Below are 24,682 nucleotides of genomic sequence, written 5' to 3'. Positions count from 1 at the left end.
GACAGGGGTGGTGTCCTGCGCATATTAGGCGCGGAAGTGGCGCTGGAGCCCCTGCCAGACGTCGTCGTATCCGCGCTGGAGGTGGTCCGCGCCGGCCGCCTGGGCGGTGGCGGTGATCGGCCAGCGGGTCTCGAACATGAAGGCCAGCCCGTCGTCGATCTTCTGCGGCTTCAGCTCGGCGGCGCTCGCCCGGTCGAAGGTCTCCCGGTCCGGGCCGTGCGCGGACATCATGTTGTGGAGCGAGCCGCCGCCGGGGACGAACCCCTCGGCCTTGGCGTCGTAGGCCCCCTCGATCAGGCCCATGTACTCGCTCATCACGTTGCGGTGGAAGTAGGGCGGGCGGAAGGTGTCCTCACCGACCAGCCAGCGGGGGGCGAAGACCACGAAGTCCACGCCCGCCAGCCCGGGGGTGTCGGTGGGCGCGGTCAGCACGGTGAAGATCGACGGGTCCGGGTGGTCGTAGCTGATCGAGCCGATCACGTTGAAACGGCGCAGGTCGTAGACGTACGGGACGTGGGTGCCGTGCCAGGCGACCACGTCCAGCGGGGAGTGGTCGTAGGTGGCCGACCAGAGGTTGCCGCAGAACTTGTTGACCACCTCGGTCGGGCGCTCGACGTCCTCGTACGCGGCGACCGGGGCCCGGAAGTCGCGTGCGGCGGCGAGGCCGTTGGCGCCGATCGGGCCCAGGTTCGGCAGCTCGAAGGGCTGGCCGTAGTTCTCGCAGACGTAGCCGCGGGCGTCGTCATCGAGCAGCTCGACGCGGAAGCGGACGCCTCGGGGGATCAGGGCGACCTCGCCGGGGCCGGCGGAGAGCAGGCCGAGCTCGGTGCGCAGCAGCAGGCCGCCGCGCTCAGGGACGATCAGGAGCTCGCCGTCGGAGTCGCTGAAGACCCGGTCGGTCATGTCGGCGTTGGCGGAGTAGAGGTGGACGGCCATCCCGGTGCGCTGGGTCGCGTCGCCGTTGCCGCCCAGGGTCCACAGGCCGGCCAGGAAGTCGGTGCCGGGGGCCGGGTCGGGGAGCGGGTTCCAGCGCAGCCGGTTGGGGTCCGGGACGGTCTCCGTGAAGGGCGCGGTGCGCACGGCCCCGTTGTCGACGCGGGTGAAGGGCGGGTGCGCGGCCGAGGGGCGGATCCGGTAGAGCCAGGAGCGGCGGTTGTGGGTGCGGGGCTCGGTGAAGGCGCTGCCGCTGAGCTGCTCGGCGTACAGGCCGAGGGCGGCCCGCTGGGGCGAGTTCCGGCCGAGGGGAAGTGCGCCGGGCACGGCCTCCGAGCTGTGCTCGTTGCCGAAGCCGGTGAGGTACTCCAGTGCCTCGGCCGTCTTCCTGGCCTGCTCGCTCATCTGCTGCTCCCGCTCCGTCGAAGGAATCCTATGCCCGACAGTAGGATTCCGCGGCCCGCCCGTCAACGGGGGGCCGATGGAGATCGGGCTGCGGGGCTGCGGGGCCGCGGGGCTGCGGGGGGCGCGGGGTCGCGGGGCCGGTGATCGGACGGGCGCGGGGTCGCGGGGCCGGTGACCGGACGGACGTGGGTGTTGATCGGATTCATCGCGCGGAGGGGGATCCCAAAAGATGAACAATGCTCTACTCTCACGCGCATGTCGTGGACCCGCAGGTTTCCTGCCGTGCCGGCGGCGCTCCTCGCCGCCCTCCTCGCGCTCCTGTCCCTCCTCGTCGCCGCGCCCGCCGCGAGCGCGCACGAGGAGCGCCCCGTCACCCTCCCCGACGGCACCGGATCCGTGCCCGAATACCGCAAGGCGGAGCCGGACCTGCTGGTCTGCAAGACCGACCGGCCCGACTTCGAACGCCGGACGTCCGCCTTCCCCCAGGAACTCCGGGACCGCAACCTCGCGCTGTTCGAGCGGTGCGAGAAGAGCGGCTACCGCCACCTCCAGGAAGCCGTCGACGCCGTCGACCGGCCCGGGATGAACATCGCGATCCTCCCCGGCCTGTACGAGGAGGAGCCCTCACTGGGCAAGCCGACGGGGGAGTGTGCCTCGCTCAAGGCCCCGAACTCCGCGCTCGGCTACCAGATCCTGAGCTACGAGCAGCAGGTGGCCTGCCGCCACAACCAGAACCTCGTCGCCATCCTCGGCAAGACGAACCTGCAGATCGAGGGCACGGGCGCCTCGCGCATGGACGTGGTCATCGACGCCAAGTACCAGAAGCTGAACGCCATCCGGGCCGACAAGTCCAACGGCATCTACTTCCGCAACTTCACCGCCCAGCGGACCACCTTCAACTCGCTGTACGTCCTCGCGGGCGACGGGTTCGTCATCGACGACGTGCTGACCCGCTGGAACGACGAATACGGCTTCCTGACCTTCGCCAGCGACCACGGGCTCTACAAGAACTGCGAGTCCTACGGGAACGGCGACTCCGGCATCTACCCGGGCAGCGCCTCCAACATCAACGACGGCCGCGGCTACGACGTCCCCCGGTACTCCATCGAGATCACCGGCTGCCACAGCCACCACAACATGGTCGGCTACTCCGGCACCGCGGGCGACTCCGTGTGGGTGCACGACAACGAGTTCGACCAGAACATGGGCGGCGCCTCCATGGACAGCGCCTTCCCCGGCCACCCCGGACTCCCGCAGAACCACGCCAAGTTCGAGCGGAACCTGATCCACGACAACAACCAGGACTACTACGGCCACGTCGCCGACGGCACCTGCGCCAAGCCGCCGATCGAGCGCGGCTACGAGCGGGGCGTGGTCTGCCCGCAGATCTCCATGCCCCCGGGCACCGGCATCATCACCGCGGGCGGCAACTGGAACCTCTACGAGAACAACTGGGTGTACGGGCACAAGCGCGCGGGCTTCTTCCTCAGCGCCGTCCCCGCCTTCATCCGGGGCGAGGAGGCCTGGTCCAAGCAGACGGACACCTCCCACCACAACCGGTACGCGGGCAACGTCCTCGGCAAGGACAAGTCCGGAGCCATCCGCCCCAACGGCATGGACGTGTGGTGGGACGGCCAGGGCCGCGACAACTGCTGGAGCGACGGCCCCGACGGCTCCACCCCGGGCACGGTCCCGCGGTGCGGCGGTGCGCGCGGCGAGGTCTCGGGCGTTTCGGCCCGCCTGGTCGGCGAACCGGTCAAGCTGGCCCAACTCCTCGTCTGCGCGGACTACAACGTCCAGGCGCGCAAGCTCCCGGCAGGCTGCGACTGGTACGGCGCGCGCGGCCTGGAGCGGGTGGAGACCCAGATCGCGCTCGCCGTGGCGGCGGTGCTGCTCCTGGTCGGCGGGGTCCTGTGGTGGCGCCGCCTGCGCACCTCCCGCCTGGGCACCGCGGCCTCCCTCCTCGGTCTGGCGGGTCTGGCCCTGGACGTGGCCGGCTCCACCATGCCGCTGACCGCGACCGTCGTCCCCGCGCTGGCCCTCCTCCTGCTCGGCCTGTGGTGGACGGGCGTGGGCATCGCCCTGCGCCCCACCCGCCCCTGGACGGCCCGCCTGACCCTGCTGCTGGCCGGGCTGACCCTGCTGGACGCCTTCGACAAGACGGTCCTGATGATCCCCTGGACCCCCCTGAGCCCCGCCTGGGCAAGGGCCCTGGTCGCGCTGGTCTGGGTCCTCTGGGCCGCGGTGGCCTCGGCCCGCCCCGGCACCCCCGCCCGCCCGGCCGGCCCGGGCGGCGACCCGGCCGGCGACCGCTCCCCGGTCCCGGCGGGCCCCTCCCCGTCCCCGAGCGCGACGACCCCCGAACCCCCGTCGACCCCGGAGCACACCGCATGACCCCCCACACCCCGGCGCCCGCGGGCGCCGAGCTCACCACCCGCCCGGCCGGTGGGGGCCGCCCGGCCGGGCGGGTCCTCCACGCGCGGGGAGGGGAGCTGTGAGCGACGACCGTTCCGCCGACGACCGTTCCGCCGAGCGGGTCCGGTGCGACGTCTGCGCCGCCCCGCCCCGCCCACCGCGCAGGCGCGGCAGGGCCGCCCGGGGCGCGGCTCTGCTCGCCCTCGTCCTGCTCCTCGCGGGCGGAGCGGCGACGGGCTGCGGCGGGCGGGCCACCACCCACCACAAGCCCGGCACCAGCCACGAGCAGGCCTCCGGCAGCGCGGGCACCCTGCTCACCACCGACGACGGCGCGGGCCACCGCCTCCGCGAGGTCCCGGCCGAAGGCGCGCCGGAGGTCCAGCTCACCGCCCGCCCGGACTCCGAGGACGGATGGAACCTCCAACTGGCCGTGAAGAACTATCGCTTCACCCCCGACAGCACCGGCGGCGCAGCCCTCGCGGGCGCCGGCCACGCACACCTGGAGCTCGACGGGCACAAGCTCGCCCGGCTGTACGGCCCCTGGTTCCACCTGCCCGCCGCGCAGGTCCCCGAGGGCACGCACACCCTGACCGTCCGCCTCTACGCCGACGACCACACCGCCTGGGCGGTGGCCGGCAAGCCGATCGAGGGCTCGGTGCAGCTCACCGCCGCCGCCCCGGGCCTGCCCGGCGGCCACGGCCACACCCCGACGCCATCCCAGGCGGCGCCGGAGGCGGACCGCACGGTCACCGTCACAGTCCGGGACGGCAAGGTCAGCCCCGCCCCGGCCCGCACCGAGCTGCGGCGCGGCGAGCGCGTCGCCCTGCGCGTCACCAGCGACCGCGCGGACACCCTGCACGTCCACGGCTACGACAAGGAACTCGCCCTGCCCGCAGGCCAGGAGGCCACCCTGATCCTGACGGTGGACCGTACGGGCCTCTTCGAGGTCGAGACCCACGAGTCCGGCCTCGTCCTGACCCAACTCCTCGTCCGATGACCCGGCACGTACACCCGCACCCGCACGCACACCCGCACCTGCGCCCGTGCCCGCACCCGCACCTGCGCCTGCGCCCGTGCCCGTGCCCGGACCTGCGCCCGTGCCCGCACGCGCACCTGCGCCCGTGCCCGCACGCGCACCTGCGCCCGCACCCGTGCCCGTGCCCGGACCTGCGCCCGCACCCGCACCGGCACACGGACGCGCGCCTGCGCCCGCATTCGCAGCCGTGGCTCCCCGGGCTCGGGCCCGAGTCCGGGACGCCCGGCCGCACCGCCGGCTCACCACCGACCCCGGCCGGCCGGTGGTGAGCCCCGTCGGGCCCGGTTTCAGGCCGGGGCCCGTCCCGGGCGCGGGCGGTGGCGGCGCCGACCAGGGCGTGGTCCAACACCCGGCCGATCCGCTCACCACACTCGCGCACGGGATCGGATCCCAGCACGACCTGCCGATCTCTCCCTTCTACGCGTTCGCCGGCGCCTTCGCCGCGCTGTTCGTCTCCTTCCTCGCTCTGGGCCTGCTCTGGTCGACCTCCCGCTTCCGCGGAGACCGCTCAGGGATCGCCCTCCCGGCCGCCATCCAGAGGGCCGTCGACGCGCCGGCCACCCGCACCGCCCTGCGCGCCATCGGCCTCGCCGCCGCACTGACCCTCCTCCTCCACCTCCTTCTCGGTCCCGACGACCCCACCCGCAACCCCGCTCCCGGTGCCGTCTACGTACTCCTCTGGGTCGGACTCGTCCCCGCCTCCCTCCTCCTCGGCCCCGTCTGGCGCCGGCTCAACCCGCTCCGCACCCTGCACCTCCTGCTCTCCCGGGCCCTGCGTCGCCGCACCCCCGGCCGCCCCCTCCCCGCCCGGCTCGGCCAATGGCCCGCGGCCGCCGGGCTGTTCGCCTTCACCTGGCTCGAACTCGTCGCTCCCGATCCGGCATCCACCACCACCCTCCTGATCGCCCTCGCCCTGTACACCACCGTCCAGCTGCTGCTCGCCGCCCGCTTCGGCGAGCGCTGGTTCGACGACGGAGACGCCTTCGAGGCGTACTCCACCCTCTTCGCCCGTCTCTCCCCCCTCGGCCGCCGCGGCGACGGCCGCCTCGTCCTGCGCAACCCGTTCCACGGACTCGACGCGACGCCCGAGCGGCCCGGACTCGTCGCCACCGTCTGCGTCCTCCTCGGCTCCACCGCCTACGACGGCTTCTCCGACAACCCCTCCTGGATCGACACCCTTCAGACCTCCCCCCTCGGCCGCACCCCCACGGCCACCCTCGGACTGCTCGCTTCCATCGCCCTCGTCGCCACCCTCTACTGCCTCTGCGCGGCGGCCACCCGACTCGTCAGCGGCCCGCACCCCGGCCCGCTGACCGCCTTCGCGCACTCACTGGTGCCGATCGCACTCGGCTATCTCGTCGCCCACTACTCCTCCCTCCTGGTAGTCGAAGGACCACGCACAGTCATCATGGCAGTGGGCACTGACAACGCCGCCGAACCCTTGCCGCCACTGGGTCCCGGCGGTCTCGCCGCCCTCCAGGTCGTCGCCGTCGTCACCGGCCACGTGCTCGGTGTCATAGCGGCCCACGACCGCTCCGTACGCCTCTTCCCGCCCTCGAAAGCGGTGGCCGGGCAGCTCCCGCTGCTCGCGCTGATGATCACGTACACCATCGGAGGGCTGAGCCTCCTGCTGAACTAGGCCACGGCGTGCGAGTCCAGGCCCCCGCCGAACCCGGAAGCGAGGAGCGGCATGATGGACCCCGTGCCTCCCGCCCACCCCATGCGCCGTACGCCCATCCAGCAGCGCAGCGCCGACCGGCTCGCCCGGATCCTCGACGCCTGCGCCGAACTCCTGGACGAGACCGGGTACGAAAACCTCAGCACCCGGGCCGTCGCCCTGCGCGCCGGCGTCCCGATCGGCTCGGTCTACCGTTTCTTCGGCAACAAGCGGGCCATGGCCACGGCCCTCGCCCACCGCAACCTCGACACCTACGCCGACGGCATCGCGGACCGCCTCGCCGACCTCCCCGCCACCGACTGGCGGCCCGTCGTCGACGCCGTGCTGGACGAGTACCTCGCCATGAAGCGCACCGTCCCCGGTTTCGCGCTCGTCGACTTCGGCGTGCCGGCCCCGCCGGTCGAGGGTCCGGCCTCCGACCCCAACAACCTGGTCGCCGCCCGCCTCACCGAACTCTTCTGCGCGCACCTGGGACTGAACCCCGACGCCACCCTCGGGCGGGCGGTCCTGGTCGCCGTCGAAGCCACCGACGCGTTGATCCAACTGGCCTTCCGCACGGACCCGGCGGGCGATCCGGCCATCGTCGCCGAGACCCGCACGATGATGCACGCCTACCTGGCCCGCGTACTGGACTGACCCGTTCCGCCCGGCCGCGCCCCGCCCGGCCGCGCCCCGCTCGGCCGCGCCCCGCTCGGCCGCGTTCCGCTCGGCCGCGCCCCGCCCGCCCGTGTTCTGCCCGCCCGTGTTCTGCCAGGCCGCGTTCCGACCGGCGCGCCCCACCCCGCTGTGCACCGCCGCGCCCAGTCCCGTCTCCCCGCCCCGCTCCGGTGCGAGTTCGACGCGGCAAGACCCTCCCCGCCGTCCGTACCGGTCGGTATGCTCGGTGCGCCCCGCGTGCCCGTGCCGCAGCCTGCCGCCCCTGGAGGGCCCATGCCCCGCACCGCCCTGCGCATCTGCCCCCTCTGCGAAGCAACCTGCGGCCTCACCCTCACCATCGAGGGCACCACCGTCACCGGTGCCCGCGGCGACCGCGAGGACGTCTTCAGCCACGGCTTCATCTGCCCCAAGGGCGCCGCCTTCGGGCAGCTCGACGCCGACCCCGACCGGCTGCGCCGCCCCCTCGTCCGCCGCGACGGCCACCTCCAGGAGGCCACCTGGGAGGAGGCGTTCGACGTCATCGCCGCCGCCGTCCCCGCCCTGGTCCAGGAGCACGGGGCTCAGTCGGTGGGCGTGGTCCTCGGCAACCCGAACGCGCACACCATGGCCGGCGCCCTCTACCCGCCGCTGCTCCTCAAGGCTCTCGGCACCCGCAACCTCTTCACCGCCAGCACGCTCGACCAGATGCCCAAGCACGTCTCCAGCGGCCTCCTCTACGGCGACCCCTTCGCCATTCCGGTCCCCGACCTCGACAGGACCGACTTCCTGCTGCTCCTGGGCGCCAACCCGGTCGAATCCAACGGCTCCCTGTGCACCGCCCCCGACTTCCCCGGCCGCCTCAAAGCCCTGCGCGCCCGAGGCGGCACCCTCGTCGTCGTCGATCCGCGCCGCACCCGCACCGCCGCCCTCGCCGACCGCCACCTCGCGCCGCGCCCCGGCAGCGACGCCCTGCTGCTCGCCGCCCTCGCGCACACCCTGATCGCGGAGAAACCCACGTCCCCCGGCGAACCGGAGGAAAGGAGCCAGGAGCTCGGGGAACTCGCGGCCGCGCTGGAGAGTTTCACTCCTGAGGCCGTAGCACCCGCCTGCGACCTCCCGGCCGACGAGATCCGCACCCTCGCCCGTGAACTCGCGGCCGCACCCACCGCCGCCGTCTACGGCCGGATTGGCAGCTGCACCGTCGAGCACGGCACCCTCGCCAGCTGGCTGGTCGACGTACTGAACATCCTCACCGGCAACCTCGACCGGCCCGGCGGAGTCCTCTTCCCGCTCCCGGCCGCCGGACCCCGGCCGCGCCCCGCCGGGCCCGGCAAGGGCTTCGTGCTCGGCCGCTGGCACAGCCGGGTCAGCGGCCACCCCGAGGTCAAGAGCGAACTGCCCATCACCGCCCTGGCCGAGGAGATCGAGACCCCGGGGGAGGGGAGGATCCGCGCCCTGATCTCCATCGCCGCGAACCCGGTCCTGTCCGCACCCGACGGCGACCGGCTCGACCGGGCACTGGCCGGCCTCGACTTCATGGTCTCGATCGACCCGTACCTGAACGAGACCTCACGCCACGCGCACGTCGTGCTGCCCCCGCCGCCGCCCTCGCAGAGCCCGCACCACGACTTCGCCTTCAACGGCTTCGCCATCCGCAACCAGGTGCGCTACACCCGCGCCGCCGTCCCCCTCGAGGTCGGGCGCCTCGACGAGTGCGAGATCCACGCGCGTCTCGTCCTCGCCGTCTCCGGCATGCACGGCGCCGCCGGCCCGGACGCCGTCGACGAACTCGCCGTCCGGAGCGCCCTCGGCAAGGAGACCGCCGACCCGCACTCCCCGCTGCACGGGGAGGACCCGGACCGCCTCGCCGACCTGCTCACGGGCGACAGCGGAGCCGAACGCCGCCTGGACCTGATGCTCCGACTCGGCCCGTACGGAGACCTGTTCGGCGCCGCCCGCGAGGGGCACCGGCTCAGCCTGGAGCGGCTGCTCGCACACCCGCACGGCATCGACCTGGGGCCGATGCGCCCCCGGCTCCCGGGCGTGTTGAGGACCCGCAGCGGCGGGATCGAGCTGCTCCCGGACCCGATCGCGGCCGAGCTCCCCAGGCTGCGCACGGCACTCGCCGACCGCCCCGCCGCCCTGGTGCTCGTGGGCCGCCGCCACCTGCGGTCCAACAACAGCTGGTTGCACAACGTCCCGGCCCTCACAGGAGGTTCCAACCGCTGCACCCTCCAAGTGCACCCGCAGGACGCGGGGCGGCTGGGCCTCACCGATGGCGGCCGGGCCCGGATCACCTCCGCCGGCGGGAGTCTGGAGGTTCCCGTCGAGATCTCCGACGCCGTCCGCACCGGAGTCGTGAGCCTCCCGCACGGCTGGGGCCACGACAGGGCCGGCACCCGGCTCTCGGTGGCCTCCACCGTGCCCGGAGCCAACGTCAACCAGCTCCTCGACGGCACCCTGCTCGACCCCCTGTCCGGCACGGCGGTGCTCAACGGCTTCCCCGTCGAGCTCGCACCCCTCCCCTGAGCTGGGGTTTTGCTCGTATTGCTCACGGCTCGACGTCTTGTTGGCCCCAGGAGGCGGCACCTACCTTCCCCCCATGCTGACCTTCCTCGGCTTCGCCATGATCGCGATCTTCCTGGTCCTGATCATGATGAAGAAAATGTCGCCCATCGCGGCGCTCGTCCTGATCCCCGCCCTGTTCTGCGTCTTCGCCGGACAGGGCGCGCACCTCGGCGACTACGTCATCGAAGGCGTCGGGAAACTCGCCCCGACCGCCGCCATGCTGATGTTCGCCATCGTCTACTTCGGCGTGATGATCGACGTCGGCCTGTTCGACCCGATCGTGCGGGGCATCCTGCGCTTCTGCAAGGCCGACCCCGTCCGGGTGGTGGTCGGCACCGCCGTCCTCGCGGCGATTGTCTCGCTCGACGGCGACGGATCGACCACCTTCATGATCACGGTCTCGGCCATGTATCCGCTCTACAAGCGCCTCGGTCTGAGCCTGGTGGTCATGACGGGAGTCGCCGCCACGGCGAACGGAGTCATGAACACCCTGCCCTGGGGCGGCCCCACGGCCCGCGCCGCGACCGCGCTCAAGCTCGACGCCGCGGACATCTTCGTCCCGATGATCCCGGCGCTCGCCGTGGGACTGCTCTTCGTCTTCGTCCTCGCGTACGTCCTCGGGCTGAAGGAGCGCCGCCGTGTCGGCCTCCTCTCCCTGCCGGGAGACGGGGCGGCGGAAGAGGACGAACTGGTCATGGCCGCCTCCGGGACGGGCTCGGGCGAGGCCGTCGCCGGTTCCACGGGCTCCGTCGCACGCTCCGCCGCCGACTCCGCCGCAGGCTCCACCGGCTCCACCGGCTCCACCGGCTCCACCGGCGCGGGCGGGGCGTCGGCCGCCACGGGCGATGGCGCGGCCGGGGACGGCTTCCAGGGTCTCGACCCGCACCGCCCGACCCTGCGGCCGCGCCTGTACTGGTTCAACGCCGCCCTCACGGTGGCCCTCCTGACCGCGATGATCATGGAGCTGCTGCCCATCCCGGTGCTGTTCCTGCTCGGCGCCGCCCTCGCGCTCACCGTGAACTTCCCGCACATGCCCGACCAGAAGGCCCGGATCGCCGCCCACGCGGACAACGTCCTGAACGTCGCCGGCATGGTCTTCGCCGCCGCCGTCTTCACCGGTGTCCTCACCGGCACCGGCATGGTCAAGCACATGGCCGACTGGCTCGTCGGCGCCATCCCCGAGGGCATGGGCCCGCACATGGCGCTGGTCACCGGCCTGCTCAGCCTGCCGCTCACCTACTTCATGTCCAACGACGGCTTCTACTTCGGCGTCCTCCCCGTCCTCGCCGAGGCCGGCGCCGCCCACGGGGTCTCCCCGCTCGAAATCGCCCGCGCCTCCCTCGTCGGCCAGGCCCTCCACATGTCCAGCCCGCTGGTTCCGGCCGTCTACGTCCTCGTCGGCATGGCGAAGGTCGAGTTCGGCGACCACACCCGGTTCACCGTGAAATGGGCGGCACTGACCTCCCTCGTCGTCCTCGCGGCAGGGATGCTTTTCGGCATCATCTGATCCCCGCCTCCCCTGGCGCACGGAAAACTACCGACGCTAGTTTGTAGGGTGTCCGCGAGGTCTGGTCTACGCACTCGTGCGTGCTCGGGAGGAATGGCATGAAGGCCCACGACGGGATGTACATCGGCGGCGCATGGCGGCCCGCCGCCGGAAGCGACCGCATAGAGGTCGTCAACCCGGCCGACGAGCAGGTCATCGCCTCGGTGCCGGCCGGTACCGAGGAGGACGTGGACGCGGCCGTACGAGCGGCCCGCGCCGCCCTGCCCGGCTGGGCGGCGACGCCCGCGGCCGAGCGGGCCGCGCTGATCGGCGCGCTGCGCGACGTACTGCTCGCCCGCAAGAGCGAGATCGCCGAGACCATCACCGCCGAACTGGGCTCCCCGCTCGGTTTCGCGGAGATGGTCCACGTCGGGTCACCGATCGCCGTGGCCTCCTCGTACGCCGAACTCGGGGCCTCGTACTCCTTCGAGCAGCGGATCGGGAACTCCACCGTGCTGCTGGAGCCCGTCGGGGTGGTCGGCGCCATCACCCCCTGGAACTATCCGCTGCACCAGGTCGTTGCCAAGGTGGCACCCGCTCTCGCCGCCGGCTGCACCCTCGTACTCAAGCCGGCCGAGGACACCCCGCTGACCGCACAGCTCTTCGCCGAAGCCGTGCACGAGGCGGGCATCCCGGCCGGAGTCTTCAACCTGGTGACCGGAACCGGACCGGTCGCCGGGCAGGCCCTGGCCGCGCACGAGGGAGTCGACCTGGTCTCCTTCACCGGCTCCACCGCGGTCGGCAAGAAGATCGGCGCCACGGCCGGCGCCGCCGTCAAGCGGGTCGCCCTCGAACTGGGCGGCAAATCGGCCAACGTCATCCTGCCCGGCGCCGATCTGGCCAAGGCCGTCGCGGCAGGTGTCGGCCACGTCATGAACAACGCCGGCCAGAGCTGCAACGCGCTCACCCGCATGCTCGTCCACCGGGACCACTACGAGGAGGCCGTCTCGCTCGCGGCCGCCGCCGTCGCCAAGTACCCCACCGGAGACCCCCGCACGCCGGAGACCCGCCTCGGCCCGGTGGTCAACGCCAAGCAGCACGAACGCGTCCGCGGCTACATCGCCAAGGGCGTGGAGGAAGGCGCCCGTCTCGTCGCCGGCGGCCCCGACTCCCCGCACGAACAGGGCTACTTCGTCGCCCCGACCGTGTTCGCCGACGTCACGCCCGACATGACCATCGCCCAGGAGGAGATCTTCGGCCCCGTGCTGTCGATCCTGTCCTACAACGACGAGGAGGAGGCCCTGCGCATCGCCAACGGCACCGTCTACGGCCTGGGCGGCGCCGTCTGGGCCGAGGACGAGGAGACGGCCGTGGCGTTCGCCCGCCGCATGGACACCGGGCAGGTGGACATCAACGGCGGCCGCTTCAACGTGCTCGCGCCCTTCGGCGGCTACAAGCAGTCGGGCGTCGGCCGCGAACTGGGCCCGCACGGCCTGACGGAGTACCTCCAGACCAAGTCCCTGCAGTTCTGAACACGGAGACGACGAACATGGTCCGCGCCGCCATCCTGCCCGCCGTCGGAGCCCCGCTGGAGATACGGGAGATCGTGCTGCCCGATCCCGGACCCGGGCAGGTCCGCGTACGGCTCACCGCAGCCGGGGTCTGCCACTCCGACCTCTCCCTCACCAACGGCACCATGCGGGTCCCCGTACCCGCCGTCCTCGGCCACGAGGGCGCGGGCACGGTGCTCGCGGTGGGCGAGGGCGTCACCCATGTCGCCCCCGGTGACGGGGTCGTGCTCAACTGGGCCCCGTCCTGCGGGGAGTGCCACCACTGCGCCATCGGCGAGGTATGGCTCTGCGTCAACGCGCTCACCGGGGTCGGCGCCGTCCACGCTCACGACGCGCAGGGCACACCGCTCCACCCCGGGCTGAACGTGGCCGCGTTCGCCGAGGAGACCGTCGTCGCGGCCAACTGCGTGCTGCCCGCGCCGGCCGGGATCCCGCTCGCCGAGGCCGCCCTGCTCGGCTGCGCCGTGCTCACCGGCTACGGCGCCGTCCACCACAGTGCCCAGGTCCGCCCCGGTGAGTCCGTCGCCGTCTTCGGCGTCGGCGGGGTCGGCCTGGCCGCGCTCCAAGCCGCACGCGTCGCGGGGGCGGGCCCGATCGTGGCCGTGGACGTCTCCCCGGCCAAGGAGGAGCTGGCGCGGGCGGCCGGGGCCACCGAGTTCGTCCTCGCCTCCGACACCACCGCCAAGGAGATCCGGGCCCTCACCGGGGGCCGGGGCGCGGACGTGGCCGTGGAGTGCGTCGGCCGGGCCGAGACCATCCGCGGAGCCTGGGAGTCCACCCGGCGCGGGGGCCGCACCACGGTCGTCGGAATCGGCGGCAAGGAGCAGCAGGTCACCTTCCACGCCCTGGAGATCTTCCACTTCGCCCGCACCCTCACCGGCTGCGTCTACGGCAACAGCGACCCCGCCCGCGACCTCCCGGTGATCGCCGAACACGTCCGCGCGGGCCGCCTGGACCTCGGCGCCCTCGTCACCGACCGCATCACCCTCGACGGCATCCCGGCGGCCTTCGACGCGATGCTGGCGGGCAAGGGCGGCCGCTCACTGGTCGTCTTCTAGACCGACCCGGCCCGGCGGGGCCGCCCTCAGTGCCCGAGCCGGTCCGGGGACTGTCCGGTGGGGAGGGCGCCCCGCGCGCCGTAGTCCCGCAGCACGATGTTCTCGGCCGTCTTGCGGGCGATCTTCGCGGCCATGTTCTTCCCGGGCAGGTAGGGCATGACCTTGTAGTAGCGGTTGAGCAGCCCCGCCATGAAACGGCTGCCGGGGACCATGAGCCACGCCACGCCGTCGCCCATCTTCCGGCACCCCTCCGCGTACTCCCGCAGCGCGTCCTCGTAGCGGCCGAAGGCGACCCGGTGGTCGCCACCGGCGGCCGCCAGCTCCCCCGCGAGGACGTACGCGCCGACCAGGGCGAGCCCCGAACCCATGCCGGAGAGCGACGAGGGGCAGTAGGCGGCGTCGCCGACCAGGGCGACCCGGCCCCGGCTCCAGGAGTCCATCCGGACCTGCGCGACCGAATCGAAGTAGAAGTCGGGCGCGTACCGCATGTCCCGCAGCAGCCGGTCGCTCTCCCACCCGGTGCCCGCGAACTGCTCGGCGAGGACGGCCTGCTGCCGCGTCACCTCGCGCCGGTCGAGGTCCAGGGCCGGAGAGGCGAAGTAGAAGACCGCCTTGGCCTCGGTGTTGTGACGGGCGCTGTACATCGCGACGAGCTTGCCCGCGGTGCGGTAGGCGTGTCCGGTGTGGTCGAGCCCGAGGTGGTTGGCCGTCGTGAAGATCGCGCAGTGCACGCCGAGGTGCTTCACGAACCGTTCCTCCGGCCCGAACGCCAGGCGGCGGGTGTTCGAGTGCAGGCCGTCGGCCCCTATCACCAGGTCGAACCGGCGCGGCGCGCCCTGTTCGAAGGTGACGGCGACGCCGTCCGCGTCCTCGGTGAGGGAGGTGACGGAGTCCCCGAAGAGGTACTCCGTGTACGGCTCGGTCGCGTCGTACAGGATCCGTGCCAGATCGCCCCGGAGGATCTCGACGTCCCCGGCGAACAGATCGGCCGGCATCTTCGCCTGCACCTTGCCCGCGCTGTTGACGTACGACATGGAGCCCGTACCGGTCCGGGCGGCTTCGACGGCGTCCAGGACGCCCATGGCGCGCAGGACCGACAGGTGCGCCTCGCCCCGGAAGTCGACGGCGTAGCCGCCGTCGCGCAGTGCGGGGGCGCGCTCCACGATCGTGGGGTTGAAGCCGTGGCGGTGGAGCCAGTAGGCGAGCGCGGGGCCCGCGACGGAGGAGCCGGAGATGAGGACGTCGAGGTTCTTCATGCGGTGAGCTTCCGGTGGGGCGCTCACCGCCCGCTCACCGTCGGCTCACCGCGCCCGCCACCCGCTCACCGCGCCCAGACCCGCCACCCGCTCACCGCGCCCAGACCCGCCACCCGCTCACCGCGCCCGCAGCCCTTCACCGCACCCCACCCGCCGTCCCCTCACCGCACCCGACGCTCGCCGACGGACCCGCCGCCCGTTCACCGGCGGCTCGCCGGGGCCGTCGCGTCCGCCGGCTCGACCACGCTGCCCACGATGCTCTCGGGGACGCCCAGCAGCCGAAGCACCTCCAGGGTGTCGGCCCCCATGACGGCAGCACCCTCCGCGGCTTGCCGGTAGCGCTCGCGGGCCGCTTCGAGCTCGCCGCGCGCCTCGGCGACGCGGCCGAGTCCGGCGAGCGTTCGGACCCGGGTGCCGACGCTCTTGACCCAGTGCGGGTCGACCCGCTCCAGCGCCTCCTCGTACAGCCGCTGCGCCTCCGGAAGGTCCGCGTCGAGCAGGGCCAGGTCACCGAGGCCGCGCAGGGCCGCCGCCAGTCCGGTGGAGCTGCCGGCGCGGCGGGCGAGGGCGGCCGCCCTGCCGTAGTCGGCCCGGGCCGCCGCCGCATCCTCGCCGACGAGGTGGTCGCCCCGGTTGACCAGCAGATCCGCGCTGTCCTCCAGGGCGCCGAGCTGTTCGGTGAGTAGGAGGGCCTCGTCGGTCAGCGCGATCGCCCGCGCGCGGTCGCCGCGCCCGCCCGCCAGGCCGGCGAGCGTGTCCAGGGCCAGAGCGGTGCCCCACCGGTCACCGAGCGCGCGGAATTCCTCGACCGCCGCGCCGAAGTCCCGCCCGGCCCGCTCCGTGTCCCCCTCGCCGAGCGGCCCGAACCCCGACACGTACCGGGCGGCGGCCCGCGCCCACGGCTCGGAGCAGTCACGCTGGGAGGAGACGAGCTCGAACGCGCCGCCCGGGTCGGCCTCGCCCGCGTTCCGCATCATCCACAGGAACAGGGCGACGGGATGACGGCCCGGCCGGTCACCCGACCACGCCGCGGCCAGGGCCGACCCGGCCGCCGCACGGTGACGCTGCCACACCGGCCGCCCGCCGGCGCCGGACGCCGCCAGCAGCACGCACAGGACGTACCCCTCGCCGAGCCCGGCCGGCGGGCTGCCACCCGAGGCATCGCCCGCGGCGCTGTCCACCGCGCTGCCCGCGGCGCTGCCCACCGCGCTGCCCGCGGCGCTGTCCACCGCGCCGCCCGGCGCGTCCACCATCGCCTCCAGCAGCGCGATGGCCTGCGGCGCGACCGAGGCGGCCACGCCCCGGATCCACAAGTAGTGCGAAGCCGCGGCGAGCAGTTCGAGGCCCGCCTCCAGGTCCCGCGCCTCAACCGCCCGGCCCAGCGCCGCCAGGAAGTTGCCGTGCTCGGCCGTGAGGACGGGCAGCCATTCCAGCTGCTCCGCCCTCCGCAGATGCGGGTCGGCGGTCCGTACCAGCTCCAGCAGCCACCGGGCGTGGGCCAGTCGTACGGCGTCCCGTTCGCCCGCCGCGTCGAGCCGTTCCCCGCCGTACGCGCCGATCGTCTCCAGCATCCGGTAGCGACCGCCCGCCACCTCCAGCAGCGATTTGTCGACCAGCGACTCCAGCAGTTCCTCGTCGCCACCGCACACCCGCAGCGCGGCCGCGGCCGTCGCACCGCCGGCGAACACCGTGAACCGCCGGGCGGCGCGCTGCTCGGCCTCGGACAGCAGCTCCCAGCTCCACGCGACCACCGAACGCAGGGTCCGGTGCCGTTCGTCGGCCGTACGGCTGCCGCGGGCCGTGACCCCCAGCCGGTCGTCGAGCCGTCCCGCGAGGTCCTCGACGTCCAGGGTCCTCACGCGCGCCGCCGCGAGCTCGATGGCCAGCGGCAGATCGTCGAGGGCCGCGCAGATCCGCCGTACGACCCCGGGGTCGGCGGTGAAACCGCGCCGCACGGCGCGTGCCCGGTCGGTGAAGAGTCGTACGGCCGCGTCGCCGTCGAGCGGCCGCACCTGCCGGATGCTCTCGCCGATGATGCCGAGCGGCTCCCGGCTCGTCGCCAGGACGCGCAGCCGCGGGCAGGCCGCCAACAGCCGTGCGGCCAGCGCGGCGGCCTCGTCGACGACGTGCTCGCAGTTGTCCAGGACGAGCAGCAGCATCCGGTCGGACAGCGCCGCCACCAGACGGTCGACCGGCGACTGCCCGCCGTCGCCCAGGCCGAGCCCGTTCTCCCGCAGGCCGAGCGCGCTCAGCAGCGCCTGCGCCACTCCCGTGCCGTCGCGCAGCGGGGCCAGCTCGACGAAGCACACCTCGTCGCCGGTGACACCGGCCACCTCGACGGACAGCCTGGTCTTGCCGACGCCGCCCGGGCCGGTCAACGTGACCAGCCGGGCCACCCGCAGCAGCCCCGCGACCTCGGAGACCTCCTCGCCTCGGCCGACGAACGCCGTCAGCTGGGCGGGCGGTGCGGCGGGCGCGGGCGAGGGATCGGCACTCAACAACTCCCGGTGCAAAGAAACCAGTTCGGCCGACGGGTCGGCGCCCAGTTCATCGGCCAGGTGTCGCCTGGTCTCCTCGAACACCGCCAGTGCTGCGGCCTGCCCGCCCTCGGCGAACAGTGCCCGCATCAGCAGTCCCGCCAGTCGCTCCCGCAGGGGATGGCGGCCGACCAGCTCGCGCAGCTCCGGGACGGCGGTGTGGTGCCCGCCGAGCAGGCACTCGGCCTCGATCCGGTCCTCGATCGCCCCGAGCCGACGCTCCTCCAGCCGTACGGCGGCCGGCTGGGCCGGTTCGCACTCGGCGAGGCCGTCCAGCGCCGGACCCCGCCACAGCTCCAGGGCCTCGCGCAGCAGGGTGACCGCCCGTCCGGTCTCCCCGGAGCGCAGTGCGGCCCGCCCCTCCCGGGCCAGCCGCTCGAACCGGCACGCGTCCACGTCGTCCGCCGCCACCACGATCCGGTAGCCCGCCCCGGCCTGCTCGATGGCGGCCGCCGAACCGAGGGCCTTGCGCAGCCTCGACACCTGGGACTGCAGGGCGTGCGCCGACAGTGCCCCGTCCGGGTCGAGGGCGTCGGTGAGCCGGTCCGCCGAGACGGCCTCTCCCGGGTTCAGCAGGAGCAGGGCCAGCAGGGCGCGGCGGGCCGGTCCGCCCAGCGGCACCTCGGTGCCGTCGTCGTGCCACGCCCGGGTCTCGCCGAGTATTCCGAACAGCATGTGGCCGATTATCCAACGGAGTTGATCCGGAGGTCAGCCGAGTTGATCACATGTGGGCGATCGGGCCCAGGTAGGTCCCGCCCGAGACGTCGATGGTCTGGCCGGTCACCCAGCGGCCCTGCGGGCCCGCCAGGAATCCGACGACGTCGGCGACGTCCTCGGGTTCGCCGAGCCGGCCGAGGGCGGTGATCGATTCGAGCCCGGCGACCACCTCGGGGATGGCGGTGTAGCCGGCGGTCATGTCGGTCCTGATCGCACCGGGTGCGACGGTGTTCACGGTGATGCCCCGGCCGCCGAGCTCATTGGCCAGCGACGGGGTCATCGACTCCAGCGCCGCCTTGCTGATGGTGTAGCCGATCTGGGTCGAGACCGCGAACCGGCTGGCCGTCGAGCCCATGTTGACGATGCGGCCGCCGTCGTTCATGAGGGGCAGCGCGCGCTGGATCACGAAGAAGGGGGTGCTGACGTTGATCGCGAGCAGCCTGTCGAGCTCCTCCTGAGTGACCTGCGCGATCGAGTTGCCCGAGATGATGCCCGCGTTGTTGACCACGATGTCCAGGCCGCGCCCCGCCAGCCCCTCGGCCAGACCTTCGAACAGCCGGTCCACGGCGCCGTCCTCGCCGAACCGGGCCCGGACGGCGAACGCACGGCCGCCCGCCTCCTCGATCGCGGCCACGGTCTCCTTGGCCGCCTCGTCGTTGCCGCCGTAGTGGACCGCGACCAGCGCGCCCTCGGAGGCGAGACGCAGCGCCACCGCCCGGCCGATTCCGCGGGACCCGCCCGTCACCAGCGCCGTCTTGTCCGTCAGGTCGCCCGTCAGGTTGCCCGTCAGATCGCTCATCACGATGCCCATGGCCTGCTCCTCGTTCAGCGGCCGGTCCGCGGTGGATCCGGCGATGAGGGAACAGTGGCCGCCACCGCTCACCGCCCGCTCACCATCCGCTCACCGGGGCCCGCCGGGCGGGTCGGCCGCCTACCGGGCGGCTTCGCGCAACGCCTCGTACTGCAGGGCCAGTCCGTCCAGGAGGGCCGTCAGGCCCGTTTCGAATGCGCCCTCGTCCACCTCGCGGCGGCGTTCCGCCAGGAGGTGCGCCTGGCCCAGATGGGGGTAGTCGGAGGGGTCGTACGCCGTCTCGTCGTCCACGAAACCACCGGCGAACGAGGCCACCGCCGAGCCCAGGATGAAGTACCTCATCAGCGCGCCGATCCGGGTCGCCTGCCCCGCGGGCCAGCCCGCTTCCGTCATCGCCCCGAACACCGCGTCCGCCAGCCGCAGGCCCGCCGGCCGGCGGCCCGGGCCCCGCGCCAGCACCGGCACGATGTTCGGATGGTCCGCCAGGGCGTCCCGGTACGAGTGGGCCCACGCGTGCAGCGCCCCCCGCCAGTCCTGCCCGCCCCCCTCGAACATCGACAGGTCGACCCGAGCGCTCACCGCGTCCGCGACCGCCTCCAGGATCTCGTCCTTCGTCCGGAAGTGGTTGTACAGCGAGGGCCCGCTGACGCCCAGCGCGGCCGCCAGCCGCCGCGTCGACACCGCCTCCAGCCCCTCCGCGTCCACCAGGGCGCCCGCCGCCTCGACGATGAGGGCTCGGCTGAGGAGGGGCTTGCGCGGTCTGGCCATGCGCCACATAGTAGGGCCTGCCAGCCATAAACTACCGGTGCTAGTTAACCGAGCCCGGACCAGACTCCCGGAGGTGCCCGGTGGACATGGAGCTGAGCGAGGAGCAAGCCGCCGTACGCAGGCTCGCCCGCGAGTTCACCGAGCGCGAGGTGGTCCCGTACGCCGCCCAATGGGACCGCGCCGAGAGCGTGGACCGGGGAATCGTGAAGAAGCTCGGAGCCCTCGGCTTCCTCGGCCTGACCGTCCCCGAGGAGTACGGCGGTTCCGGCGGGGACCACCTCGCCTACGTCCTGGTCACCGAGGAACTCGGCCGCGGGGACTCCTCGGTGCGCGGCATCGTCTCCGTCTCGCTCGGCCTCGTCGCCAAGACCATCGCCGCCTGGGGGACCGAGGGGCAGAAGAGGGACTGGCTGCCCCGGCTCTGCTCCGGCGACGCCCTCGGCTGCTTCGGCCTGACCGAGCCCGGCACCGGCTCCGACGCGGGCAACCTCACCACGCGCGCCGTGCGCGAGGGGGACTCGTACCTGATCAGCGGCGGCAAGACCTTCATCACCAACGGCACCTGGGCCGACGTGGCGCTGCTCTTCGCCCGTACCAACGACGAGCCCGGCCACCGCGGGATCTCCGCCTTCCTCGTGCCCACCGACACCCCCGGCCTCACCCGCCGCGAGATCCACGGCAAACTCGGGCTGCGCGGACAGGCCACCGCCGAACTCGCCCTCGACGGCGTCCGCGTGCCCGCCTCCGCGATGCTCGGCCCCGAGGGCAAGGGCTTCTCGGTCGCCATGTCCGCGCTGGCCAAGGGGCGGATGTCGGTCGCCGCCGGCTGCGTCGGCATCGCGCAGGCCGCCCTCGACGCCGCCGTCTCCTACGCCGGCCGGCGCGAGCAGTTCGGCAAGCCGATCGCCCACCACCAGCTGGTCCAGGAGCTGATCGCCGACATCTCGGTCGACGTGGACGCGGCCAGGCTGCTGACCTGGCGGGTCGCCGACCTCATCGACCGGGGGCGGCCCTTCGCCACCGAGTCCTCCACCGCCAAGCTCTTCGCCTCCGAGGCCGCCGTGCGCGCCGCGAGCAACGCCCTCCAGGTCCACGGCGGTTACGGCTACGTGGACGAGTACCCGGCCGGCAAACTGCTGCGCGACGCCCGCGTGATGACCCTGTACGAGGGCACGAGCCAGATCCAGAAGCTCCTCATCGGCCGCGCCCGTACGGGGGTTTCCGCCTTCTGAGGCCCTTCCGGCCGCTTCTGAGTACGTACGTGAGTACGCGCGCCCATGCGCCCGCGGCGCCCCCGCCCGAAGCTGGACCCATGAACGAGACACCGGTCAAGCAGCAGAACACGGGGGCCTTCTACGCCCAGGCCGTCGCCTCCTTCGGCGTCGCCACCGCCGCCGTGGCGCTGGGGATCTACAACCTGGACACCAACGCCTGGGTCCGGTCCTTCCTCGGCATCGCGGTGCTCTACCTGACGACCTCGGCCTTCACCCTCGCCAAGGTGATCCGTGACCGCCAGGAGGTCGGTCAGATCGTCAGCCGGGTCGACCAGGCCCGGATGGAGAAGCTCATGACGAACTACGACCCCTTCGCTCCGAAGCCTCCGACGCAGCCCACCGCCCAGGATCGCTAAGCGCTTGCTCACCCTCCGGTAAGGTGTTCATTCCTACAAGGCGAAGAGGGTGAGCGAGCGATGGACAGCGCGGAAACCGGCGGCTACCGGCCGTGGTCGGAGGTCACCCCCGACGCGGCGAGGCGGCTGCTCGTGGCCGCCGTCGACGCCTTCGCCGAGCGCGGCTACCACGCGACCACCACACGTGACATCGCGGGCCGCGCCGGGATGAGTCCGGCCGCGCTCTACATCCACTACAAGACCAAGGAAGAGCTGCTCCACCGGATCAGTCGGATCGGCCACGACAAGGCCCTCGAGATCCTGACCTCGGCCGCGGAGGGCCCCGGCTCCGCGGCGGAGCGGCTCGACGCCGCCGTGCGGTCCTTCGTGGGATGGCACGCGGCACACCACACCACCGCGCGCGTGGTCCAGTACGAGCTCGACGCCCTCGCTCCGGAGCACCGCTCCGAAATCGTGACACTGCGCCGGGAGAGCGACGCCGCCGTGCGCGGGATCCTGGCCGACGGGGTCACGACGGGGGAGTTCGACGTCCCCGACGTGCCGGGCACCACCCTGGCCGTGCTCTCGCTGTGCATCGACGTGGCCCGCTGGTTCAGCACGGCCGGGCAGCGCACGCCCGACGAGGTCGGCGCCCTCTACGCCGACCTCGTGCTCCGTATGGTGGGCGCGCGCCCCGGAGCCGTCGCTCAGAAGTAGTAGCGGGACACCGACTCCGCCACGCACACCGGCTTGTCGCCGCCCTCCCGTTCGACCGTGACCGTCGCCGTGACCTGCACGCCGCCACCCGCCTCCGTGACCTCCGTGATCACGGCGGTGGAGCGCAGCCGCGAGCCGACGGGCACCGGCGCGGGGAAGCGCACCTTGTTCGTGCCGTAGTTGATGCCCATCCGCATGCCCTCGACGCGCATGATCTGCGGCACCAGGCTCGGCAGCAGCGACAGGGTCAGATAGCCGTGCGCGATGGTGGAACCGAAGGGTCCGTCCGCCGCCCGCTCCGGGTCCACGTGGATCCACTGGTGATCGCCCGTGGCGTCGGCGAAGAGGTCGATCCGCTTCTGGTCCACCTCCAGCCAGCCGCTCGGGCCGAGCGGCTCGCCGATCCCGGCGCGCAGCTCCTCGGCGGACGTGAAGACCCTCGGCTCGGCCATGCCCTGCTCCTACCTGTCGGTGCACATGAACAGACGAATAAGCGTTTGCTCAGCATGCTGGGACCGTATGTGTATGTCAACGGACCTCCGACTACGCTCGACCGGGTGCCGCAGATTCCCGAGAAAGTCCACGAACTCACCGTCGGCCAGCTGTCCGCCCGCAGCGGCGCCGCCGTCTCCGCACTCCACTTCTACGAGACCAAGGGCCTGATCAGCAGCCGCCGCACCTCCGGAAACCAGCGCCGCTACACCCGCGACGCCCTGCGCCGGGTCGCCTTCGTACGCGCCGCCCAACGCGTGGGCATCCCCCTCGCCGACATCCGCGAGGCACTCGCCCAACTCCCCGAGGAGCGCACCCCCAACCGCGAGGACTGGGCCCGGCTCTCGGAGGCCTGGCGCGAGGAACTCGACGAGCGCATCAGCCGGCTCGCCCGCCTGCGCGACCACCTGACGGACTGCATCGGCTGCGGCTGCCTCTCGATGAAGACCTGTGCGCTGTCCAACCCGGACGACGTCATAGGCGACCGGGTCACCGGATCCCGGCTCTAGGCGCGTTGTCGGGCGGATCAGGGTCGGGGCCGCGCCTGATCCGCCGGACCGCTCCGGACCGCCCCGACCGGTCTCGGGTGCGCCGCCTCCCGCAGCGCCACGCGGGCCGCCGCCACCAGTTCCGCGGTCGACCGGGCCGGCCGCCCGTCCGGCAGGTGCAGTACGTCGCCCACGCCCGTCCGCGCGCCCGTACCGCAGCGCCCCGCCAGTCGCAGCACGGGCCACGCCGCGGCCTCCCGCCCGAACAGCACCACCTCCACCGGGGGCAGCCCGCGCAACCCGGCCACCAGCGACGGATCGGCCGACGCGAGCTCCGCCACCAGCCGCACCCGGCCCGGTTCGCGCACCGGCCAGGCCAGGAACCGTGCCATCGGATCCGTCCCGGCCGTCCCGGTCGGCCCGCCCAGCGGCACCATCGCGTCCACCGCCACCCCCCGCCCCAGCAGGGCCTCCGCCAGCTCCCGCGCCCCCGGCTCCGCGAAGTCCACCACGGCACGGTCCGGCAGCACCGTCCACGAACGCACCCGCTCCGAACGCTCGGCAGCGCCCGGCTCGGCCCCCACACACGCCGGCACCACGAGCGGTACGCCGACCCCCGCGCCCCGCAGCACCTCCAGCAGCGGCCCCACCACCCGGGGCGAGAGGCTCTCCCGCCCGCACGGGGTCCGCGGGTGCACCAGCACCTCCCCGGCCCCCGCGGCGACCGCCGCCAGCGCCGATTCCGCCAGATCCGCCGGGGACACCGGCACGGCCGGGCCGTCCGCGGCGCTCCGGGCACCGTTCACCGCCGCCACCAGCACCGGCAGGACCGGTGTCACGCCGCCCCCGCCCGGACCGAAGCCGACGGGGCCTCCGCCAGCGCCGGTCTCGGCACCACGATCCCGCAGCCCGCGCACACCGGCCCGTCCCACGCCCAGGCCCCTTCCCAGGAGCCGACCCGGACCGCCACCGGCCAGCGCAGTTCGCTCTCCCCGCAGACCGGACACCCCGTACCCGGTTCCGACTCCAACACCCTCACGAGCCGCCGCAGCACCTCACCCAGTGTCCCCTCCGGCCGCACCCCCGGATCCGCGCACCGCACCACGGCGTCCCCGCTGCCGCCCCACGCCCACTCCGGCCGGCGCAGCCCGTCGTGCTTCTCCCGGCGGCGCCGCTCCGCGAACTGCCGCTCGTACTCCAGCCACACCGCCCGCGCGTCTTCCAGCTCCTCCAGCGCCGCCACCAGCCGCAGCGGATCGGCCCCCCGGTCCTCGGGGGCGATCCCGTGCCGGTCGCACAGGTGCCACCACGTGGCCCGGTGCCCGTACGGCGCGAACCGCTCCAGGCAGCGGCGCAGCGAATGGCGCCGCAGGGCCCGGTCGTTGCGCGCGTCGCGCACCTGGTAGGCCAGACTCCGGAAACCCGCCATCACACTTTCACCTCCACCTGTACCGATGTGCCCAACATGCCCGGCGGGCAGCGGGCGCATGCAGGGCGGACG

General features: G+C 73.3%; 20 protein-coding genes. 12 read left to right on the top strand and 8 right to left on the bottom strand.

Annotated features, from left to right (window positions below; all coding sequences use genetic code 11):
• Positions 1-24 precede the first annotated feature (24 nt).
• Entirely contained in the window at positions 25-1,338 is a 1,314-nt protein-coding gene (gene hmgA / locus ACIQ5Y_RS22635) for a homogentisate 1,2-dioxygenase (protein WP_403883206.1), read from the bottom strand.
• Positions 1,339-1,593: 255 nt separating this feature from the next.
• On the opposite strand from hmgA, the gene ACIQ5Y_RS22630 reads away from it, so the two are divergent.
• From ACIQ5Y_RS22630 to ACIQ5Y_RS22595, 8 genes are all read left to right on the top strand, one after another.
• A complete protein-coding gene (locus ACIQ5Y_RS22630) occupies positions 1,594-3,732 on the top strand; it encodes a right-handed parallel beta-helix repeat-containing protein (RefSeq protein WP_403883203.1) in 2,139 nt (712 codons plus the stop codon).
• A 214-nt stretch (positions 3,733-3,946) separates the two neighbouring features.
• A complete protein-coding gene (locus ACIQ5Y_RS22625) occupies positions 3,947-4,750 on the top strand; it encodes a hypothetical protein (RefSeq protein ID WP_403883440.1) in 804 nt (267 codons plus the stop codon).
• A 376-nt stretch (positions 4,751-5,126) separates the two neighbouring features.
• A complete protein-coding gene (locus ACIQ5Y_RS22620; protein WP_403883437.1) occupies positions 5,127-6,428 on the top strand; it encodes a hypothetical protein in 1,302 nt (433 codons plus the stop codon).
• A gap of 54 nt (positions 6,429-6,482) precedes the next feature.
• Positions 6,483-7,103: a TetR family transcriptional regulator gene (locus ACIQ5Y_RS22615; protein WP_403883435.1), complete on the top strand. Its 621-nt coding sequence runs from the start codon at positions 6,483-6,485 to the stop codon at positions 7,101-7,103.
• A gap of 294 nt (positions 7,104-7,397) precedes the next feature.
• Positions 7,398-9,632, top strand: a complete 2,235-nt coding sequence (locus ACIQ5Y_RS22610) for a molybdopterin oxidoreductase family protein (protein WP_403883200.1) — start codon at positions 7,398-7,400, stop codon at positions 9,630-9,632.
• 73 nt (positions 9,633-9,705) lie between these two features.
• The gene (locus ACIQ5Y_RS22605; RefSeq protein WP_403883197.1) at positions 9,706-11,178 is read left to right on the top strand and encodes a CitMHS family transporter; all 1,473 of its coding nucleotides are present in this window, start codon (positions 9,706-9,708) and stop codon (positions 11,176-11,178) included.
• A gap of 98 nt (positions 11,179-11,276) precedes the next feature.
• Positions 11,277-12,689: an aldehyde dehydrogenase family protein gene (locus ACIQ5Y_RS22600; protein ID WP_403883194.1), complete on the top strand. Its 1,413-nt coding sequence runs from the start codon at positions 11,277-11,279 to the stop codon at positions 12,687-12,689.
• Between the two features lie 17 nt (positions 12,690-12,706).
• Positions 12,707-13,786, top strand: a complete 1,080-nt coding sequence (locus tag ACIQ5Y_RS22595) for a Zn-dependent alcohol dehydrogenase (RefSeq protein ID WP_403883191.1) — start codon at positions 12,707-12,709, stop codon at positions 13,784-13,786.
• Between the two features lie 26 nt (positions 13,787-13,812).
• Here ACIQ5Y_RS22595 and ACIQ5Y_RS22590 read toward each other — a convergent pair whose 3' ends face one another.
• From ACIQ5Y_RS22590 to ACIQ5Y_RS22575, 4 genes are all read right to left on the bottom strand, one after another.
• Positions 13,813-15,042: an FAD-dependent monooxygenase gene (locus ACIQ5Y_RS22590; protein ID WP_403883188.1), complete on the bottom strand. Its 1,230-nt coding sequence runs from the start codon at positions 15,040-15,042 to the stop codon at positions 13,813-13,815.
• A 200-nt stretch (positions 15,043-15,242) separates the two neighbouring features.
• On the bottom strand, positions 15,243-18,254 hold the full coding sequence (locus tag ACIQ5Y_RS22585; RefSeq protein ID WP_403883185.1) for a BTAD domain-containing putative transcriptional regulator: 3,012 nt from the start codon (positions 18,252-18,254) through the stop codon (positions 15,243-15,245).
• Positions 18,255-18,300: 46 nt separating this feature from the next.
• Entirely contained in the window at positions 18,301-19,095 is a 795-nt protein-coding gene (locus ACIQ5Y_RS22580) for an SDR family oxidoreductase (protein WP_403883432.1), read from the bottom strand.
• Between the two features lie 132 nt (positions 19,096-19,227).
• A complete protein-coding gene (locus ACIQ5Y_RS22575) occupies positions 19,228-19,875 on the bottom strand; it encodes a TetR/AcrR family transcriptional regulator (RefSeq protein ID WP_403883182.1) in 648 nt (215 codons plus the stop codon).
• An 80-nt stretch (positions 19,876-19,955) separates the two neighbouring features.
• On the opposite strand from ACIQ5Y_RS22575, the gene ACIQ5Y_RS22570 reads away from it, so the two are divergent.
• The 3 genes from ACIQ5Y_RS22570 (at position 19,956) to ACIQ5Y_RS22560 (ending at position 22,201) form a co-directional block, all read left to right on the top strand.
• The gene (locus tag ACIQ5Y_RS22570; RefSeq protein ID WP_403883178.1) at positions 19,956-21,107 is read left to right on the top strand and encodes an acyl-CoA dehydrogenase family protein; all 1,152 of its coding nucleotides are present in this window, start codon (positions 19,956-19,958) and stop codon (positions 21,105-21,107) included.
• Between the two features lie 80 nt (positions 21,108-21,187).
• A complete protein-coding gene (locus ACIQ5Y_RS22565) occupies positions 21,188-21,505 on the top strand; it encodes a YiaA/YiaB family inner membrane protein (protein WP_403883175.1) in 318 nt (105 codons plus the stop codon).
• Between the two features lie 60 nt (positions 21,506-21,565).
• On the top strand, positions 21,566-22,201 hold the full coding sequence (locus ACIQ5Y_RS22560; RefSeq protein WP_403883172.1) for a TetR/AcrR family transcriptional regulator: 636 nt from the start codon (positions 21,566-21,568) through the stop codon (positions 22,199-22,201).
• On the opposite strand, the gene ACIQ5Y_RS22555 is transcribed toward ACIQ5Y_RS22560, so the two are convergent.
• Complete coding sequence (locus tag ACIQ5Y_RS22555) at positions 22,192-22,653, bottom strand: MaoC family dehydratase (protein WP_376655927.1); 462 nt, start codon at positions 22,651-22,653, stop codon at positions 22,192-22,194. The two genes, ACIQ5Y_RS22560 and ACIQ5Y_RS22555, sit on opposite strands and share 10 nt — an antisense overlap.
• Before the next feature lie 105 nt (positions 22,654-22,758).
• On the opposite strand from ACIQ5Y_RS22555, the gene soxR reads away from it, so the two are divergent.
• Positions 22,759-23,202 carry a redox-sensitive transcriptional activator SoxR gene (gene soxR, locus ACIQ5Y_RS22550; RefSeq protein WP_403883168.1) on the top strand — a complete coding sequence of 148 codons (444 nt, stop codon included), beginning with the start codon at positions 22,759-22,761 and terminating at the stop codon, positions 23,200-23,202.
• Between the two features lie 17 nt (positions 23,203-23,219).
• Here the strand turns inward: soxR and ACIQ5Y_RS22545 are convergent, their stop codons facing one another.
• Positions 23,220-24,020, bottom strand: a complete 801-nt coding sequence (locus ACIQ5Y_RS22545; protein WP_403883165.1) for a 3-keto-5-aminohexanoate cleavage protein — start codon at positions 24,018-24,020, stop codon at positions 23,220-23,222.
• Complete coding sequence (locus tag ACIQ5Y_RS22540; protein WP_403883162.1) at positions 24,017-24,610, bottom strand: hypothetical protein; 594 nt, start codon at positions 24,608-24,610, stop codon at positions 24,017-24,019. The genes ACIQ5Y_RS22545 and ACIQ5Y_RS22540 overlap by 4 nt, the downstream gene beginning before the upstream one ends.
• Positions 24,611-24,682 lie beyond the last annotated feature (72 nt).

It is taken from the genome of Streptomyces sp. NPDC096339, assembly GCF_044762985.1.
Lineage (GTDB): Bacteria > Actinomycetota > Actinomycetes > Streptomycetales > Streptomycetaceae > Streptomyces.
The sequence above is the reverse complement of the archived record's forward strand: the minus strand, read 5'-3'. Positions and strand labels throughout refer to the sequence as shown.